This window comes from Bradyrhizobium sp. CFUWI (assembly GCF_056429085.1).
In genome coordinates this window covers 1-16,821 of the sequence record NZ_JBWJZE010000049.1, presented here as the reverse complement: position 1 = coordinate 16,821, position 16,821 = coordinate 1, and the positions used below count along the sequence as shown (strand labels likewise).

Annotated in this window: 15 protein-coding genes and 1 pseudogene; 10 read left to right on the top strand and 6 right to left on the bottom strand. The window is 65.5% G+C overall.

Going from position 1 to position 16,821, the window contains the following annotated elements; all coding sequences use genetic code 11:
- The 4 genes and pseudogenes from AC066S_RS37655 to AC066S_RS37640 all read left to right on the top strand — a co-directional run.
- Positions 1-150, top strand: a pseudogene (locus tag AC066S_RS37655) (chemotaxis protein CheW); the annotation flags it as partial.
- Between the two features lie 71 nt (positions 151-221).
- Positions 222-587 (top strand): response regulator, encoded by a 366-nt coding sequence (locus AC066S_RS37650; protein WP_007600538.1) that lies wholly within the window; start codon positions 222-224, stop codon positions 585-587.
- Between the two features lie 75 nt (positions 588-662).
- The gene (locus AC066S_RS37645) at positions 663-1,853 is read left to right on the top strand and encodes a protein-glutamate methylesterase/protein-glutamine glutaminase (protein ID WP_478271867.1); all 1,191 of its coding nucleotides are present in this window, start codon (positions 663-665) and stop codon (positions 1,851-1,853) included.
- On the top strand, positions 1,850-2,722 hold the full coding sequence (locus tag AC066S_RS37640; RefSeq protein WP_478271866.1) for a CheR family methyltransferase: 873 nt from the start codon (positions 1,850-1,852) through the stop codon (positions 2,720-2,722). The genes AC066S_RS37645 and AC066S_RS37640 overlap by 4 nt, the downstream gene beginning before the upstream one ends.
- Positions 2,723-2,897: 175 nt before the next feature.
- Here the strand turns inward: AC066S_RS37640 and AC066S_RS37635 are convergent, their stop codons facing one another.
- The 4 genes from AC066S_RS37635 to ctrA all read right to left on the bottom strand — a co-directional run bounded on the left by AC066S_RS37635 (position 2,898) and on the right by ctrA (position 5,726).
- Entirely contained in the window at positions 2,898-4,058 is a 1,161-nt protein-coding gene (locus AC066S_RS37635) for a glutathionylspermidine synthase family protein (protein WP_135171761.1), read from the bottom strand.
- Positions 4,059-4,061: 3 nt separating this feature from the next.
- Entirely contained in the window at positions 4,062-4,454 is a 393-nt protein-coding gene (locus tag AC066S_RS37630; protein ID WP_478271865.1) for a hypothetical protein, read from the bottom strand.
- 1 nt (position 4,455) lies between these two features.
- Entirely contained in the window at positions 4,456-4,860 is a 405-nt protein-coding gene (locus AC066S_RS37625; protein ID WP_126255837.1) for a DUF350 domain-containing protein, read from the bottom strand.
- Between the two features lie 164 nt (positions 4,861-5,024).
- Complete coding sequence (ctrA, locus tag AC066S_RS37620; protein ID WP_016848562.1) at positions 5,025-5,726, bottom strand: response regulator transcription factor CtrA; 702 nt, start codon at positions 5,724-5,726, stop codon at positions 5,025-5,027.
- Positions 5,727-6,176: 450 nt separating this feature from the next.
- On the opposite strand from ctrA, the gene fliI reads away from it, so the two are divergent.
- The 6 genes from fliI (at position 6,177) to AC066S_RS37590 (ending at position 12,606) form a co-directional block, all read left to right on the top strand.
- The gene (gene fliI / locus AC066S_RS37615; protein WP_126255836.1) at positions 6,177-7,502 is read left to right on the top strand and encodes a flagellar protein export ATPase FliI; all 1,326 of its coding nucleotides are present in this window, start codon (positions 6,177-6,179) and stop codon (positions 7,500-7,502) included.
- Between the two features lie 121 nt (positions 7,503-7,623).
- Positions 7,624-8,043, top strand: coding sequence for a flagellar export protein FliJ (gene fliJ, locus AC066S_RS37610; RefSeq protein ID WP_011084990.1), 420 nt, complete (start codon positions 7,624-7,626; stop codon positions 8,041-8,043).
- A 345-nt stretch (positions 8,044-8,388) separates the two neighbouring features.
- Positions 8,389-8,934 carry a sigma-70 family RNA polymerase sigma factor gene (locus AC066S_RS37605; protein ID WP_126255835.1) on the top strand — a complete coding sequence of 182 codons (546 nt, stop codon included), beginning with the start codon at positions 8,389-8,391 and terminating at the stop codon, positions 8,932-8,934.
- A 75-nt stretch (positions 8,935-9,009) separates the two neighbouring features.
- Positions 9,010-10,080 carry an anti-sigma factor gene (locus AC066S_RS37600; protein ID WP_478271868.1) on the top strand — a complete coding sequence of 357 codons (1,071 nt, stop codon included), beginning with the start codon at positions 9,010-9,012 and terminating at the stop codon, positions 10,078-10,080.
- Positions 10,081-10,305: 225 nt separating this feature from the next.
- Positions 10,306-11,265 (top strand): helix-turn-helix transcriptional regulator, encoded by a 960-nt coding sequence (locus AC066S_RS37595; RefSeq protein WP_126255834.1) that lies wholly within the window; start codon positions 10,306-10,308, stop codon positions 11,263-11,265.
- A 117-nt stretch (positions 11,266-11,382) separates the two neighbouring features.
- The gene (locus tag AC066S_RS37590; protein WP_478271864.1) at positions 11,383-12,606 is read left to right on the top strand and encodes an NAD(P)/FAD-dependent oxidoreductase; all 1,224 of its coding nucleotides are present in this window, start codon (positions 11,383-11,385) and stop codon (positions 12,604-12,606) included.
- A 1,368-nt stretch (positions 12,607-13,974) separates the two neighbouring features.
- On the opposite strand, the gene AC066S_RS37585 is transcribed toward AC066S_RS37590, so the two are convergent.
- Both AC066S_RS37585 and flhA read right to left on the bottom strand, forming a co-directional pair.
- Positions 13,975-14,175 carry a hypothetical protein gene (locus tag AC066S_RS37585; RefSeq protein WP_126260135.1) on the bottom strand — a complete coding sequence of 67 codons (201 nt, stop codon included), beginning with the start codon at positions 14,173-14,175 and terminating at the stop codon, positions 13,975-13,977.
- Positions 14,176-14,469: 294 nt separating this feature from the next.
- Entirely contained in the window at positions 14,470-16,611 is a 2,142-nt protein-coding gene (gene flhA, locus AC066S_RS37580) for a flagellar biosynthesis protein FlhA (RefSeq protein ID WP_164718889.1), read from the bottom strand.
- Positions 16,612-16,821: the final 210 nt, after the last annotated feature.

The following is a 16,821-nucleotide window of genomic DNA, read 5'->3' as shown; positions in this document are numbered from 1 at the left end:
CCCGAGGCCGGCATGGAAGAGAACCCCGTCAACCTCGATCCCCGCATGGCCAAGCTCGCCGGCGGCGTCCACCGCCTCGACGGACAGCTCATGGTCGTGCTCGACGTCGATCGCGTCCTCGAGCTCGCGCCTGAGATGATGGCGGCCTGATACGGCGGACTCACCGCCGACGTGCCAGTAATTGGAAGTGCCCCCCGCCGGGGGAGGAAGCAGAGGTTCACATGCGCACTTGTCTCGTCGTTGATGATTCCAGCGTCATCCGCAAGGTTGCGCGCCGCATCCTGGAGGGCCTCGATTTCCAGATCCTCGAAGCCGAGGACGGTGAGAAGGCGCTGGAAGCCTGCAAGCGCGGCTTGCCCGATGCGGTGCTGCTCGACTGGAACATGCCCGTGATGGACGGTTACGAGTTCCTCGGCCATCTCAGGCGGATGCCCGGCGGCGACCAGCCCAAGGTGGTGTTCTGCACCACCGAGAACGACGTCGCGCATATCGCGCGCGCGCTGCATGCCGGCGCCAACGAATACATCATGAAGCCGTTCGACAAGGATATCGTGACGGCGAAATTCCAGGAAGTCGGCCTTATCTGAGCGATCGGCCGGAGGCCGACCGGATTCTTCGGCGCCTGTTTTCAACCGTCCCCTTTCAGTCTGAGTTGGTGAGTAATGAGTGTGGCGTTCGCAGGGAATTCGGCAACGACGGCGTCACGCGAAGCAGGGCCGCTGCGGGTGATGATCGTCGACGACTCCGTCGTCATCCGTGGTCTGATCTCGCGCTGGGTCGGTGCCGAGCACGACATGGAAGTCGCAGCCTCGCTGCGGACCGGGCTCGAGGCGGTCAACCAGCTCGAACGCATCAACCCTGACGTCGCGGTGCTCGACATCGAAATGCCCGAGCTCGACGGCATCTCGGCGCTGCCGAAGCTGCTGGCGAAGAAGCGCGATCTGGTCATCATCATGGCCTCGACGCTGACCCGCCGCAACGCGGAGATCAGCTTCAAGGCGCTGTCGCTCGGTGCGGCCGACTACATTCCGAAGCCGGAATCGACGCGCGAAGCGTCGGCCGCGGACATCTTTCATCACGACCTGATCCAGAAGATTCGTCATCTCGGCGCGCGGCTGCGGCGCAAGTCCGCTGTTGCGAGTCCGCCGCTGGCACCCGCGAGCCCGGCTCCGGCCCCGCGCGGTCCCGTTGCGCGGCCCGTCGCGCCCGCTGCGCCCGTGCAGGCCGCGCCGTCGGGATCGCCGGCGCTTCGCGCATTCTCCAACCAGGCACCCAAGGTGCTGCTGATCGGCTCCTCGACCGGCGGCCCGCAGGCGCTGATGGCGCTCGTCGGCGAGCTCGGCCCGGTGATCGATCGCTTCCCGGTGCTGATCACCCAGCACATGCCGCCGACCTTCACGACCATCCTTGCCGAGCATCTGGCGCGTTCCAGCCGCCGGCCGGCGGCCGAGGCGGTCGACGGCGAGTCGGTGAAGCCGGGACGGATCTATCTTGCGCCCGGTGGCAAGCACATGCGCGTCGCACGCAACGGCGGGGACACCGTGATCGCACTCGACGACGGCCCCGCCGTCAATTTCTGCAAGCCCGCGGTCGACCCGCTCTTCATCTCCGCCATCGACATCTGGCACGGCAACATTCTCTCCGTGATCCTGACGGGCATGGGCTCGGACGGCATGCGCGGCGGCAAGGACATCGTTGCCGCCGGCGGCAACGTCATCGCGCAGGACGAAGCCTCCAGCGTGGTCTGGGGCATGCCGGGCGCGGCGGCCAATGCCGGCATCTGCGCGGCGATCCTGCCGCTCAACCAGATCGGCGCCAAGGTCAACCGCCTGTTCGCGGGAGATCGCTCGTGACGCCCACCGATTACGATTATCTGCGCAAGTTCCTGAAAGAGCGCTCCGGCCTCGATCTCTCGGCGGACAAGCAATATCTGGTCGAGAGCCGGCTCTTGCCGCTGGCGCGCAAGGCGAGCCTTCCCGGCATTCCCGATCTGGTGCTGAAGATCAGGAACGGCGACGGCCGGCTTGCGACCGACGTGGTCGAAGCCATGACCACCAACGAGACTTTCTTCTACCGCGACAAGATCCCATTCGATCACTTGCGCGACACCATCCTGCCGGGTCTGATCCAGGCGCGCGCGGCGCGCAGGTCCCTTCGCATCTGGTCGGCGGCGTCCTCGACCGGCCAGGAGCCCTATTCGATCGCGATGTGCGTGAAGGAGATGGGCGCGGCCCTCGCCGGCTGGCGCATCGAGATCGTCGCCACCGATCTGTCGCAGGAGGTGCTGGAGAAGTCGAAGGCCGGCGTCTACAGCCAGTTCGAGGTGCAGCGCGGCCTGCCGATCCAGCACCTGGTGAAGTACTTCACGCAAACCGGCGAGCTCTGGCAGCTCAATGCCGACATTCGCGCCATGGTGCAGTTCCGCCAGCTCAATCTGCTGCAGGACTTCTCTCATCTCGGCACGTTCGACGTGATCTTCTGTCGCAACGTGCTGATCTATTTCGACCAGGACACCAAGGCGGTGATCTTCGAGCGGATGGCGAAGTGCCTGGAGGCCGACGGCACGCTGCTGCTGGGGGCCGCCGAATCCGTCGTCGGCATCACCGACGCGTTCCGTCCCATCGCGGACCGCCGCGGTCTCTACCAGCTCAATCCCGCCCGCTCCGGCCGCCCCATGGGTGGATTGATGCCGCAGCCGCTGAAGCTCGCCGCGGCGAAGTGATCTTTCTTCCTTCTCCCCTTGTGGGAGAAGGTGGCGCGAAGCGCCGGATGAGGGGTTGTTTCGGCAAACTCAAATCGTGAGAGGTCGACCGTGGAGAGAGACCCCTCACCCGTCTCGCCGCTTCGCGGCGAGCCACCCTCTCCCACAAGGGGAGAGGGCAAGAAGACAGCTCCTTCTACAAGATCGCATGCGGCAGAAACCGCGAGCGGTTGCCCGTGATCGGGCTCTCGTCCTCGCGGATCGACAAGCCGCACGGCTCGTGATTCACCAGCCAGCTTCCCACCACCGGATAGAAGCCTGAGAAATTCGGCAGCGGTGCCAGGGCCTGCCGCACGAAACCTTCGGCGCCGTAAGGGCCCGCCTGCTCCTCGAGCGGCATCCCGCCGGACACCAGCGTGACGTTGGCGCCTTCGCGCGACAGCAGCGGCTTGCGCACATAGGACGTGCCGAGCTCGGCGGCGCGCGGATCGTCCTCGAAGAACGCCGGCAGCAGATTGGGATGGTTCGGAAACATCTCCCACAGCAGCGGCAGAATGCCCTTGTTGGAGAGCACCGCCTTCCACGGCGGCTCGATCCAGCGCGTCGGCGCGTCCTTCAGCTTGGCGCCGAAGGCGTCGTGGAACATCCACTCCCAGGGATAGAGCTTGAAGGCGAGCGCGATGTCGTTCTCGTCGAGATCGACGAAGCCGCCGTCCCCATCGCGCCAGCCGATCGCCTCGATGTCGAGCAGCCTGGTCGAGAGCCCGGCCTGGCGTGCGGTGTCCTCGAGATATGCGAGCGTGCCGGCGTCCTCTGCGTTGCCGGTGATGCCGGCGAGATGGACATGGCGCCCGCCGGCAATCTCCTTCCATGCCGCGATCAATCGCTCATGGATGGAGTTGAACTGATCGGCACGGGAGGGGATGACGCGGCGTTCGATCGCCTGTTCGAGCCAGGTCCACTGAAACACCGCGGCCTCGAAGATCGAGGTCGGCGTGTCCGCGTTGTATTCGAGCAGCTTTGCCGGACCTTTGCCGTCGAATTTGAGATCGAGGCGGCCATAGAGGCTGCGGTCGTCGCGCTGCCAGCTTTCGGCGATCAGGCTCCAGAACGCTTCCGGTATCTTCAAGCGCCGCAAACAGCGCTCGTCGCCGATGACACGTCCGGCAAGCTCGAGGCACATCGCGTCGATCTCGCCGGTCGGCGTCTCGATGCCGCGCTCGATCTCGTCGAGCGTGAAGCCGTAATAGGCGCGCTCGTCCCAATAGCGTTCGCCGTCGATGGTGTGGAAGACGAAGCCGCAATGCGCCGCGGTCTCTCGCCAGTCGTCGCGCTCGAGGCAGGTGATGCGCTGCATGGATCAGCCGCCGCCCGAGAAGCCGTGGCCGAACGAGCCGAAGCCGCCCCGGCTCACACTGCTGTGGCCGGAATCGGATGACGTTGCCGACGATGAATGGGACGACGAATCGCTGCTGAAGAAGCTCGATCGCGACGACCAGCGCGAGCTGCCGCCACTGCTCGACGAAGAACTGCCGCTGCTGGTGCAGATCGTGGTGGCCTGCCCCGGCACGGCGCCGGGCGTGGGCTCGCAGGTCTGCCGCGGCATCAAGGTATAGGCGGTGGTGCCGACCGCGAGCGTGCCCATCACCAGCAGCGCGACATGACCGGAGCGCTTCACCGGCGGACGCGCAGGCGGTTTCTCGGCCACCGGCCGGCGCTTGCCGAATTCCTTCTTGGAGGATTTGTCCGCCATCTCAATAGATCATGCTGGCAGCGTTGAGGAGGCCGGCCGCAAGCGAGGACAGGCCGAGCCAGATCGCGGGCGCAAGCTCGCCGTCGGCGATCCGGGCGGACAGGTTCGGCACCGGCACCCTCACGAGAAAGAACACGATGACCTGCACGATCAGCGCGATGGTCGCCCAGATCAGGCAGTCCAGCACATTGGCCGAGTGCGCGATGGCGCTGACCAGCGGCGCCACGAAACCGAGCAGGCTGAGGCCGAGCGCGACCGCGGCGGCCGGCTCGTTGTCGCGGATCAGCTGGAATTCGTTATGCGCCGTGATGCGGGTGTAGACGAACAAATACGCCACGATCGCGATCAGCCCGGTGCAGAAATAGACCAGGAAGGCGGGCAGGCCGGCCAGTGATTGCAGGATCATCGTTCCCCCATCGTGCAGCGACCATTCGTCGGCCGGGGAAGGATAGCGGTTCAAATGTTAAGCGAGGGATGAAGCGATGGCCCAAAAAACAAAACCCCGCCATTTGCGGCGGGGTCCAGGCTGGGAGGAGCGAGCCTGTGGGCTCGCGACGTAAACCCAGAAGATCAGGCGGGGATGCGCTCGTCGGCCTCGTGCGGCTCGCGCAGCACGTAGCCGCGGCCCCACACGGTCTCGATGAAGTTGCGGCCCTCGGAGGCGTTGGCCAGCTTCTTGCGGAGCTTGCAGATGAAGACGTCGATGATCTTCAGCTCCGGCTCGTCCATGCCGCCATAGAGATGGTTGAGGAACATTTCCTTGGTGAGGGTGGTGCCCTTGCGGAGCGAAAGCAGCTCCAGCATCTGATATTCCTTGCCGGTCAGATGCACGCGCTGGCCGCCGACTTCCACCGTCTTGGTGTCGAGGTTGACGACGAGGTCGCCGGTCTGGATGACCGACTGGGCATGGCCCTTGGAGCGGCGCACGATCGCGTGGATGCGGGCCACCAGCTCGTCCTTGTGGAAGGGCTTGGTCATGTAGTCGTCGGCGCCGACGCCGAGACCCTTGACCTTGTCCTCGATGCCGGCGAGTCCGGAGAGGATCAGAATCGGTGTCTTGATCTTGGAGACCCGGAGCTGCTTGAGCACGTCGTATCCGGACATGTCGGGCAGATTGAGGTCGAGAAGGATAATGTCGTAATCGTATAATTTACCGAGATCGACGCCTTCTTCCCCCAAATCGGTCGTGTAGACGTTGAAGCTCTCCGACTTCAACATCAGCTCGATCGACTGCGCGACGGCGCTGTCATCTTCAATCAGCAAAACGCGCATGCCAGTTCCCCATAGTCGCCGCTCCTGGGCGTCAGGTCGGCCGCATTCGCGGCACTCAACAAAACGCCTTTGAACAACTGATTCGGATCCTGACAACAGATGGTTAACAAATCCTGATTCTGGAACGCAAGTCCCTCGGGTGCAATTTTTGTCGAATCGCCCTAAGGTCTTGCGGTGAAGCAGTTTTCGTCACCCAGCTCCGTTCAAGTTCCACTTTAAGAGACGGGCCTAACCGACTCCCGCGACTCAGCCTTCTTCTGAAGGGGAGTCACGCTCAGTCACAAAGACAGTGACGCAATGATTAATGATGCGGGTAAACACGAAGTTAAGCGCCGTTCAGAAATATGGCGAAACTTAAGGTTTCCTCCGTGAAGTCCCGGAGATCGCTCGGGCGATCCGGGATTCCCGAAGGCGACCACGCTATGAAGGCCCTCATATGAAGGCTCCCCGATGAAGGCTCTTGCCGAACAGATCGGCGACATCGACGGCATCAATATCTATGGCCGTGTGGTCGGCGTCCGCGGCCTGATGGTCGAAGTGGCCGGTCCTATTCACGCCATGTCGGTCGGCGCGCGGCTGGTGATCGAGACCGGGGTCAACCGTTCGATTCCCTGCGAGGTGATCGGCTTCTCCGGCAACAATGCTGTCGTGATGCCGTTCGCCGGCCTCGACGGCGTGCGCCGCGGCTGCAAGGCCGTCATCGCCAATGCCGCCAATCTGGTGCGGCCCTCGCCGGCCTGGCTCGGCCGCGTCGTCAACGCGCTGGGCGAGCCGATCGACGGCAAGGGACCGCTGCCGCAAGGCCCCTCGCCGATGCCGTTCCGCAATACGCCGCCGCCGGCGCATTCGCGCAAGCGCGTCGGCGCGCCGCTCGATCTTGGCGTGCGCGCGATGAACACCTTCCTCACCTGCTGCCGCGGCCAGCGCATGGGCATCTTCGCAGGCTCCGGCGTCGGCAAGTCGGTGCTGCTGTCGATGCTCGCGCGCAACGTCGACGCCGATGTCAGCGTCATCGGGTTGATCGGCGAACGCGGCCGCGAGGTGCAGGAATTCCTGCAGGACGACCTCGGCGAGGAGGGCCTGGCGCGCTCCGTCGTGGTGGTCGCGACCTCCGACGAGCCGGCGCTGATGCGGCGCCAGGCGGCATATCTGACGCTCGCGGTCGCCGAATATTTTCGCGACGAGGACAAGGACGTGCTGTGCCTGATGGATTCGGTGACGCGCTTTGCCATGGCCCAGCGCGAAATCGGCCTGTCCGCCGGCGAGCCGCCGACGGCCAAGGGCTATACGCCGACCGTCTTCACCGAGCTGCCGAAGCTTCTGGAGCGCGCCGGCCCGGGCCTCGGGGAGGGCGCCATCACCGCGATCTTCACGGTGCTGGTCGACGGCGACGACCATAACGAGCCGATCGCGGACGCCGTGCGCGGTATCCTGGACGGCCACATCGTGATGCAGCGCTCGATCGCCGAGCGCGGCCGCTATCCTGCGATCAACATCCTCAAGTCCGTCTCCCGGACCATGCCGAAATCGGCCGATCCGCAATTCTGGCCCGTGATCCAGCGGGCGCGCCAGGTGATGGCGACCTATGCCGACATGGAGGAATTGATCCGGCTCGGCGCCTACCGGGCCGGCTCCAGCCCGGAAGTCGACGAGGCGATCCGCCTGCACGAGCCGCTGGAGGCCTTCCTGCGCCAGCGCAAGGACGAAAATGCATCGCTTGCGGACGGCTACCGCCAGTTGGCGCAAATCCTCGGTAATTTGGAAACGGAACGCTAACTTTGTCCGGTCATCATCCGATCCCACAGAGTAGCAGAGCCGGTCTGGGCCTCCATTGGGCCCGTGGGGTGACCGGTATCGTCCCACGTGCAGCGGGGGGACTTCTGGGGAGTACGAGTCGATGAAGTCACGAGATACCCTCATCCGCCTGAAGAAGTTTCAGGTCGACGAGAAGCGCCGCCGGGTCACCCAGATCGAGACCATGATCGCCGATTTCCAGCGGATGTCGGTCGATCTCGAACGCGAGATCCAGACCGAGCAGGAGCGCGCCGGGATCAACGATCCCTCGCACTTCGCCTATCCGACCTACGCCAAGGCCGCGATCCAGCGCCGCGAGAACCTGACCCGCTCGGCCGACGAGCTCAAGGGCCAGCTCGACGAAGCCAAGGCCGCGCTGGCCGAGGCCTTCGAGGAGCTGAAGAAGGTCGAGCTGCTCGACGAGCGCGACCAGGCCCGCGAGCGCGCCGAAGAGAACGCCCGCGAGCAGGCCGACCTCGACAGTATCGGCCTGATGCGCGCCCGCATCGGCGCCGTCGCCTGAGCGGCGCCGCCGGCAAGCCAGACCACCGAAACATCCGCAGAACCCGGACCCGCAAGGTCCGGGTTTTCGTATGTGCTGTCCACAGTGTGGCGCCGCCGCCCCTTGGTGGTCGGCTTTGTCGCGCGCTATGGTGGTGGGTGGTCTACCTCGCCCCGCTTGCGGGGAGAGGTCGGATCGCCCTGGCGATGCGTAGCATCGTCAGATGCGATCCGGGTGAGGGGGACTCTCGGCGAGTTCGTCTGCAACCTCCCTTGCGGAGGCTCCCCCACACCCCAACCCTCTCAGGGCGAGCGTAGCTCGTCCCGACCCCGCAGGCGGGGAGAGGGAGGAAGATGAGGGGGCTGAATGCTGACGCCAGCAGAGCTGGTCGGGTTGATCGAGGCGGTGGCGAAGGGCGATCAGGCCGCGTTCGAGCGCCTCTACGCCGCCACGCGCGCGAAACTCTATGGCGTCGTGCTCCGTATCTTGCGTCGACAGGATCTCGCAGAGGAGGTCATTCAGGAGACCTACGTCAAGATCTGGAACGGCGCCGGCCGGTTCGATCCGGCGCTGTCGTCGCCGATCACGTGGATGGCTTCGATCGCGCGCAACCGCGCGATCGATATCGTCCGCAAGAAGTCGGAAACGTCCATCGAGGAAGAGCCCCAGGCGATGGAGGTTGCGGCCGACAGTCCCGACCCGCTGGCGCGCCGGGAGATGACCGAAGAGCTGAAGCGGCTGCTGGAATGCATCGGCCGGCTCGAGCCGGACCGTCAGCGGCTCGTGCTTCTCGCCTATTACAACGGCTGGAGCCGCGAGCAATTGGCGGAGAAATTCGCCGCCCCCGTCAACACGGTGAAGACGTGGCTCCGGCGCAGTATGTTGGATATCCGGGAGTGCCTCGGACTTTAGAGGATGATGAAGGTGGCAGGAATCAGCGCGGCACCGACGGTCGACCTCTCTGCCCGGGAGAGGTGAAGGACAGTGATGGCCTATTCGGAGGACCATATCGCGCTCGCCGCGGAATATGCGCTCGGCACGCTCGATGCCGACGAGCGCGCGCAGGTCGAGACCATGATGGCGGTGGACGAGGCGTTCGCCGCGATCGTGCAGGCCTGGTCCTTCCGGCTCGGGGGTCTCAACCAGATGGTCGGCTCGCTCGAGCCGCGGCCGATCGTGTGGGAGAACATCAGGTCCGAGATCGCGCGTACGGCGGGGGCGCAGCAGCCGCCCGCGCTTGCGGAAGCTGCGCCGCCGCCACCTGCGCCTGCACCGGAGCTGCCCGCCTCGGAGCCAGCAGAGCCGGCAGAGCCGGCGACGGAGGCTGCGCCGATACCGGCCGGGTCGCAGGCCGAAGCCGCGCCGCCGGACATGCCGCGTCCGGAGCCGGACGCGCTTCCCGACGTCGCGCCGCAATTCATCCCGCAAGTCCATGCTCCGGATCTTGCCGTCGTGCGCGCGCCGGAGGCGGCGGTCGTCGACGATGGCAACGTGATTCGTCTCGAGGGCCGCGTGAAGCGCTGGCGCTCCATCGCGTCCGTCGCCGGTGCGCTCGCGGCTGCGCTGCTCGTGACGCTGTCGCTCCAGATCTTCCTGCCCGACGCGCTGCCGAACGGCTTGCGTCCTGCACCGCGCATCCAGACCGTGGAAGTCAAGGTTCCGGCCGCGCCGCTCGCCGCGTCCGCGCAATATGTCGCGCTGTTGCAGGGCCAGGCCGGCGGCCCCGCCTTCATTCTCACCGTCGACGGCGCGACGCGGAATTTCACGGTGCGCAAGGTCGGTGCGACGCCGGAGCCCGGCAAGAGCTTCGAGCTCTGGCTGATTTCCGACAAGCTGCCGCGCCCGCGCTCGCTCGGCGTGATCGGCACCAGTGATTTCACCGCGCGTCCGCTGCTCGCCTCCTATGACGCCGAGGTCGTCAACGACGCGACCTTTGCCGTCACCGTCGAGCAGGCCGGCGGCTCGCCCGACGGCCGGCCGACCTCAGCCCCGGTGTTTTCCGGCAAGCTGATCGAGACCGTGCCGCCGTCCCAGCCGCAGGCCCCCGCGAAAAAGTAGGTGTCGTAGCCGGGATGGAGCGCCGCGCGAGTGCTGGACGCATTGCGCTCGATGCGAGCTGGAAGACATGCCTTCCTGTCGCCATGATCCATCCTGCTGTCGTGTCACGACAAGTCTCCCTGAATCAGTCCCCGATTTGAACCTCGCCGCAATCCGTGGCGTCAAATTTCCGGAAATTGCAGTCGGCGCCGCCGATCGCGGAGCCGGAGAGGGGCTAGAAAGCAGATGGATGCAGCGAGAACGCCGGGCATCGTCGTCCACCAATACACGGGACTGCCGCAGGGTGCGGCGTTCGAGCATTGGCGCGAGCGGGCTTTCGGTCCCTGCGGCCTCGACATCGGGCCGAGCCATGGCGATAGCATCGATTGCCGGCTCCAGGTCAGCGTGGTCGACAACATCGCGCTCGCCATTCCGGAAGGCGCCTCCGCGCAATATTCCCGCACCCAGAGCCACCTCGCCGACGGCAGCGACGACCTCGTCCTGATCGCCGCACATGCGGGCCGCGTCCGCGTCGGGCAGAACGGCCACACCGTCGAGCTTGCTCCCGCCCAGATGGTGCTCGTCGACATGAGCATCACCGGCACCGTCGGGCACACCGACGAAGACCGCTTCACCACCATTCGCATGCCGCGCCGCGCGCTGCTCGACATCAATCCGCGCGCCGAGAACAAGCTGTCGCAAGTGCTCTCCGACGGCGCCGTCGCCGAAACCATCTTCCGCTACCACGCGCTCGCCGCCAATCACGCGCCGCATCTCGACGCGGTGGGCCAGCGCCTGACCGCGCAGCACATGGTCGATCTCGTTGGCCTCCTGCTCGGCACCGATGCCGAGCATGCGAGTCTCGCCCGCGGCCGCGGACACGCGGCGGCGCGCCTAGACCTCATGCGCGCCGACGTGATGGCCGCGCTCGGCCGCAACGATCTGTGCCTGTCCGAGGTTGCAACGCGCTCGGGCTTAAGCCCGCGTCAGGCGCAACGTCTGTTCGAGCAGGCCGGCACGACCTTCACCGAATTCGTGCTGGAGCAGCGGCTGCTGCAGGCACGCAAGCTGCTCAGCGATCCCCGCGCCAGGGCGCGCAAGATCAGCGACATCGCGCATTCCTCGGGCTTCGCCGATCTGTCCTATTTCAACCGCGCCTTCCGCAAGCGCTTCGGCGCGACGCCGTCGGAATTGCGCGAGAGGTAAGCTGCGGTTTTCCGCAGCGGCGCGGCGCTAGCACGGTTGGTCGATCCGGCCGAATGAGCTATATCGGGCTCGGCGGGCAGACCACAGGATTTTCTTTGGAAAGCACGGTCCACGGACATGGCGCGTATTGTCGTGCTCGGCGCTGGATTTGCAGGCCTGTGGGCGGCCATCGGTGCCGCGCGCAAGCGCGACGAGATCGGCGCCGGCCGCGATATCGAGATCTGCTTGATCGATCGCAATGCTTATCACAACATTCGTGTGCGCAACTACGAGGTCGATCTCAGCGAGGTCGCGATACCGCTATCGAAACTGCTCGATCCCGTCGGCGTCAGTCACGGGATCGGCGAGGTCGAGGCCATCGATCCAATACGGCGCGAAATTTCGCTGGTCACAAGCAGCGGCGATGAGAAGCTGGTCTATGACCGTCTCGTGCTGGCGCTCGGCAGCGAGGTGATGCGTCCCGACATTCCCGGACTCGCGGAGCACGCGTTCGATGTCGATAGCTACGCTGCGGCGCTCCGCCTCGAGGACCATCTCGCCCGGCTAGGCCGCAGCGCGCCGTCGCAGGGGTATTCGACCGTCGTGGTGGTCGGCGCCGGCTTTACCGGCATCGAGGTGGCGGCCGAGATGCCCGACAGGCTGGCCCGTGCGGGCCTTGGCGGCAGCCCCCGTGTCATCCTGGTCGATCCCAATCCAGCGGTTGGCGCCAGCATCGGCGCGGCGGCGCGTCCCGTCATCGAGACGGCGTTGGCCGCGCTCGACGTCGAGATGCGTCTCGGTGTGCGCGTCGTATCGGTCGAGGCGGCCGGCATTCGCTTGAGCTCGGGCGAGTTTATTCCGGCTCAGACGGTGATCTGGTGTGCCGGGATGCGTGCGAGTCCCCTGGCGGCAAGTTTTCCGGATGCACGCGACCGGCTCGGACGCCTCCTGGTCGATCCCTTCATGCGGGTTTCGAATGTCGGCGGCGTGTTCGCGGCCGGCGACGTCGCTTCGAGCGTGGTCGACGGGCTGCATCCGACCGTGATGTCCTGCCAGTTCGCGCGTCCCATGGGCCGCTTCGCCGGCCACAATGTTGTCGCCGATCTCACGGGCTTGCCGATGCTGTCGCTGCGGATTGACTGGTACGTGACCGTGCTCGATCTCGGCGGCTGGGGCGCCCTCTATACCGAAGGTTGGGATCGCGACGTGAGGTCGACCGGCGCAGCCGCGAAGGCGACCAAGGAGATCATCAATCGTAAGCGCATCTATCCGCCGCTCACCGGCAACAAGGACGACCTGTTCGCGGCGGCAGCTCCGACCGTGCAGGCGCCGCCACCCTCTTATGGAGCGTGGTCGCACTAGGCAATCTGTGACGCTGCCGGCCCGCGGTGTGCAGGTTGGAGCTTGGCGGGAAGCGCAAGTTGCTCCCTCATTGCGAGCTGGCACTCGCGAATCCCGGACGTCGCTTCGCTCATCCGCGCTACAACCCTACAAGGCCTTGCGTTGCCCGACGGGCAAAACACGCCAGCCGTGGGTCAACGCGCGCCGTCGAAAATATTCCACTTTACCGAAATTCGGAAAGGGCGTATGTGTCGCGGCAACCCGGCCCAAGGAAGAGGGGCGTATCGCGATCGTCACGAACGCGGGCCGGGCGGCGGTGGACGCCGATGGCATCGGCGCGATGAGTTTTGCAGGGCGGAGAGCCGTGAGCGAAACGTCTCGCGCACACGACCGGTGCGATCGGCGTACGGCAAAATCGTGTGGTCCTGGCGCCCGGGGTCTGGCGTCAAGTCTTGCAGTGATGTGGCGGCCCGACCGGGCACGCGCATCGATTAGCCGCAAGGCGACGGGGGAATAGGGCAACGCTCCCCGGGGAGAGCACGACATAAGCCGTCAAACCACTGCGCAGGGAAGGCCGGATGTTTGGCTCCACCTGTATGCCGCTGTGCAGCTTTTCTTAAGCACACGCTTTCGCACAGTGGACCGTGGGTGCCCGGCTGGCACCCGGTCTTCCCTGCGCCCTCTTTCAATTGATGAGGGTGAGGCGACCAGGCAAAGCTCGGGCGAAACAAGCCGCGAGGATGCGACGCTGTGTCCGCATGAAGGCGAGTACGTTGCAAACCCTATGCACCACCGTCACCCTGAGGGGCGCGCGCTGCGGCGCGATAGCGTCGCAGAGCAAGCCTCGAAGGGCGACGACCCCCGCTGCATCAGCTCGGCCGTTCATCCTTCGAGGCTCCGCGTGCGATGCATCCGCATCGCACGCCTCGCACCTCAGGATGACGGATCGATTATTGTCGCGGTGGAGAGAATCTGACGGTGTCGAGGCAGTATGTGCGAAGGCTGAGCTCTCGTGCCCCGGACGCGGCGCAGCGTCTCTTCGACGATGCGCTGCAGAGCCGGGGCCCACCTCGCAGCGAGCGCCGCGGCCTGCTGGATCCCGGCCCTGCGCAGCAGCGTAAGAACGCTGCAGCGCGTCCGGGACACGAGATTCATGCACTGCCGCCTCCACACACTCCGTCATTGCGAGGAGCCCTTGCGACGAAGCAATCCAGGATGCCTGCGCGGAGAGATTCTGGGAGGAATCGCGACCCCAGACATGAGAAAGCGCCCGTGGGGGGCGGGCGCTTTCTGTAGTCGACTTGGGGTTGGGGTCGTCTACATATCCACGTGGCGACTTTGGGGGGCTGGTAAAGAGCCGCGTGAATTCAAAAAACTCGTCAGATCTCCTTAGCGAACGAGGGGCACGTTCGAGCTGGTGATAGCGACCGGCTTGCCGGCCTTGATGACGCGGGCGGTCTGGGTCAGGCCTTCATCCGAACCCGTGCGTGCCGTGATGCCGAGGCCAGCCACCACGATCCCTGCGACGAGGGCGACGACCACGACTTTCAAGTGGGTCGCGCGATCCGCGCTGTAGATCGAGTGGTTCACGGAAGCCTCCTGCCGCCATCTACCCGAAGTAGTCGCCAGCCCGTTCAGGCAGGTTCATGCTTCCGGTGCCCAACAACCTAGTATTGGGCGGATTCGTTCCCAAGAGGCCATCACAAAGGCGTGATAGGACGTGAAAGGTCGCGATCAAAGGCGACCCTTGATCGTGCATTTCTACAATTATTTCAAAGCTTTAATGTGCTTTACGGGCGCCTTTTCGACAGCTGGTCCACAAGGCGCCAGGAACTCAAAAACCATTTGCCTGTGGCCGAAAAACACACGGCTTCTTAAGGCAAATCAGACGCTTCCGACCGTTTTCAACCTCGCCCTGGGGTGGATTTCAGCCTGCGACAGCACGGTGGTCTGGGCGCGGAACCGCTCCACCAGGGACCGGACGAAGGGGCGAATGGCCGCGGAGGTGACCAGCACCGGCGCCTCGCCCTCGCGCGCGGCACGCTCGAAGGCTTCGCGCACGGCGGTCATGAATTCCGACAGCTTCGAGGGCTGCATCGCAAGGCTGCGTTCCTCGCCCTGGCCGATGATGGATTCGGCAAAGGCCTGCTCCCATTTCGCCGACAGCGCGATCAGCGGCAGATAGCCGGCGTAGGAGGTGTTCTGCGCGCAGATCTGCCGCGCCAGGCGCGCCCGGACATGCTCGACCATGGTTGCGGGATTGCGCGAGAAGGCCAGCGAGTCGGCGATGCCTTCGAGGATGGTCGAGAGGTCGCGGATCGAGATGCGCTCGGCGAGCAGCAATTGCAGCACGCGCTGGATGCCGGACACCGTGACCTGTCCCGGCACGATGTCCTTGACCAGCTCGCTCTGCTCCTTGGGCAGCTCCTTGAGCAGCTTCTGCACCTCGCCATAGGAGAGCAGGTCCGACATGTTGGCCTTGAGCAGCTCGGTGAGGTGGGTGGAGAGCACGGTCGCGGCGTCAACGACGGTGTAGCCCTTCAGCGAGGCCTCTTCCTTGAGGCTGGCATCGACCCAGGTCGCGGGCAGGCCGAAGGTCGGCTCGGTGGTGTGGATGCCGGGCACCTGCACCTGGCTGCCGCCGGGATCCATGACCATGAACTGGTTCGGCCAGATCTTGCCGGTGCCGGCGTCGACCTCCTTGATCTTGATGATGTAGGTGTTGGCCTCGAGCTGGACGTTGTCGAGGATGCGCACCGCCGGCATCACGAAGCCCATCTCGATCGCGAGCGAGCGGCGCAGCGCCTTGATCTGCTCGGTGAGGCGGTCGGTGCCGTCCGGCCCGTTGACCAGCGGCAGCAGCGCATAGCCGAGCTCGATCTTGAGGTCGTCGATCTTGAGTGCCGCCGAGATCGGCTCCTCCGTCGCGGCAGCCCCCGGGGCTCCCGGCATGCCAGGCGCCGGTGCGGCATGCGCGGCTTCCTCAGCCTTGGCGTTGACGCGGTTGCGGTTGCGGGCGTTCCAGGCCAGCGCGCCGGCGCCGGCGCCGAGCGCGAGGAAAGGGAGGGTCGGAATGCCCGGCAGCGCCGCCAGCACCAGCATCACCGCGGAGGACATCGCCAGCGCCTGCGGATAGCCGGAGAACTGCTTCATCAGCGCCTTGTCGGCGGCGCCGGAGACGCCGGCCTTGGAGACGAGCAGGCCGGCCGCGGTCGAGACGATCAGCGCCGGCACCTGGGTGACGAGGCCGTCACCGACGGTCAGCAGCGTGTAGGTGCGCCCGGCATCGGCGAAGGACATGCCCTGCTGCGCCACGCCGATGATCATGCCGCCGACGACGTTGATGAAGACGATCAGGAGGCCGGCGATGGCGTCGCCGCGGACGAATTTGGAGGCACCGTCCATGGCGCCGAAGAAGCCGCTCTCGTCCTCCAGCTCCTTGCGACGCTCCTTGGCGACCTTCTCGTCGATCAGGCCGGCGGAGAGGTCGGCGTCGATCGCCATCTGCTTGCCGGGCATAGCGTCGAGGTGGAAGCGCGCTGCGACCTCGGCGATGCGGCCCGAACCCTTGGTGATGACGACGAAATTGACGATGATCAGGATGGCGAAGACGATGATGCCGATGACGAAATTGCCGCCCATCACGAAGCTGCCGAAGGCCTCGATGACGTGACCGGCGGCAGCCGTGCCCTCGTGCCCGTGCGACAGGATCAGGCGGGTCGAAGCCATGTTGAGCGACAGGCGCAGCATGGTCGAGATCAGGAGAACGGTCGGGAAGGCCGAGAATTCCAGTGGCGTCTGGATGAACAGCGAGGTCATCAGGATCAGGATCGAGAGCGTGATCGAGATCGCCAGAAAAAGGTCCAGCACGATCGCCGGCAGGGGCAGGATCAGCACCACCAGGATGGTAAGGATGCCGAGCGCCAGCGCGATGTCGCCGCGCCTGAGGATGGTGACGATCTCGTGGACGGAGGGGATGCCGGCTCTTGCGGTGCCTACGCCTTGTCCCGCGGTGACGTCGACCATGGTAGCTGCCTCCCCGCGCGACTGCCGTCCGCGCGCCCCAAACGTCTGCGCGGCGGCCGAGGGGCCGCCGTTTCGAAAGTGAGGCACCGCACTGGCGTCCACGGGGTTCCTCCCGTTTTACGCGGCCGACGACACTCGACTTCACCCGGCAATTCTTGCCGGGTGTATGGTTAGCAAAGGGTTAACGGGGAGTGGGGAGCAGGGCGGGGG

What these genes read in the sequence shown, in the direction of transcription:
- AC066S_RS37595 (WP_126255834.1), top strand. Translation starts at nt 10,306, where the DNA reads ATGGATGCAGCGAGAACGCCGGGCATCGTCGTCCACCAATACACGGGA.
- AC066S_RS37625 (WP_126255837.1), bottom strand. Translation starts at nt 4,860, where the DNA reads ATGATCCTGCAATCACTGGCCGGCCTGCCCGCCTTCCTGGTCTATTTC.
- AC066S_RS37600 (WP_478271868.1), top strand. Translation starts at nt 9,010, where the DNA reads ATGGCCTATTCGGAGGACCATATCGCGCTCGCCGCGGAATATGCGCTC.
- fliJ (WP_011084990.1), top strand. Translation starts at nt 7,624, where the DNA reads ATGAAGTCACGAGATACCCTCATCCGCCTGAAGAAGTTTCAGGTCGAC.
- AC066S_RS37630 (WP_478271865.1), bottom strand. Translation starts at nt 4,454, where the DNA reads ATGGCGGACAAATCCTCCAAGAAGGAATTCGGCAAGCGCCGGCCGGTG.
- ctrA (WP_016848562.1), bottom strand. Translation starts at nt 5,726, where the DNA reads ATGCGCGTTTTGCTGATTGAAGATGACAGCGCCGTCGCGCAGTCGATC.
- AC066S_RS37645 (WP_478271867.1), top strand. Translation starts at nt 663, where the DNA reads ATGAGTGTGGCGTTCGCAGGGAATTCGGCAACGACGGCGTCACGCGAA.
- AC066S_RS37590 (WP_478271864.1), top strand. Translation starts at nt 11,383, where the DNA reads ATGGCGCGTATTGTCGTGCTCGGCGCTGGATTTGCAGGCCTGTGGGCG.
- AC066S_RS37650 (WP_007600538.1), top strand. Translation starts at nt 222, where the DNA reads ATGCGCACTTGTCTCGTCGTTGATGATTCCAGCGTCATCCGCAAGGTT.
- fliI (WP_126255836.1), top strand. Translation starts at nt 6,177, where the DNA reads ATGAAGGCTCTTGCCGAACAGATCGGCGACATCGACGGCATCAATATC.
- AC066S_RS37635 (WP_135171761.1), bottom strand. Translation starts at nt 4,058, where the DNA reads ATGCAGCGCATCACCTGCCTCGAGCGCGACGACTGGCGAGAGACCGCG.
- flhA (WP_164718889.1), bottom strand. Translation starts at nt 16,611, where the DNA reads ATGGTCGACGTCACCGCGGGACAAGGCGTAGGCACCGCAAGAGCCGGC.
- AC066S_RS37605 (WP_126255835.1), top strand. Translation starts at nt 8,389, where the DNA reads ATGCTGACGCCAGCAGAGCTGGTCGGGTTGATCGAGGCGGTGGCGAAG.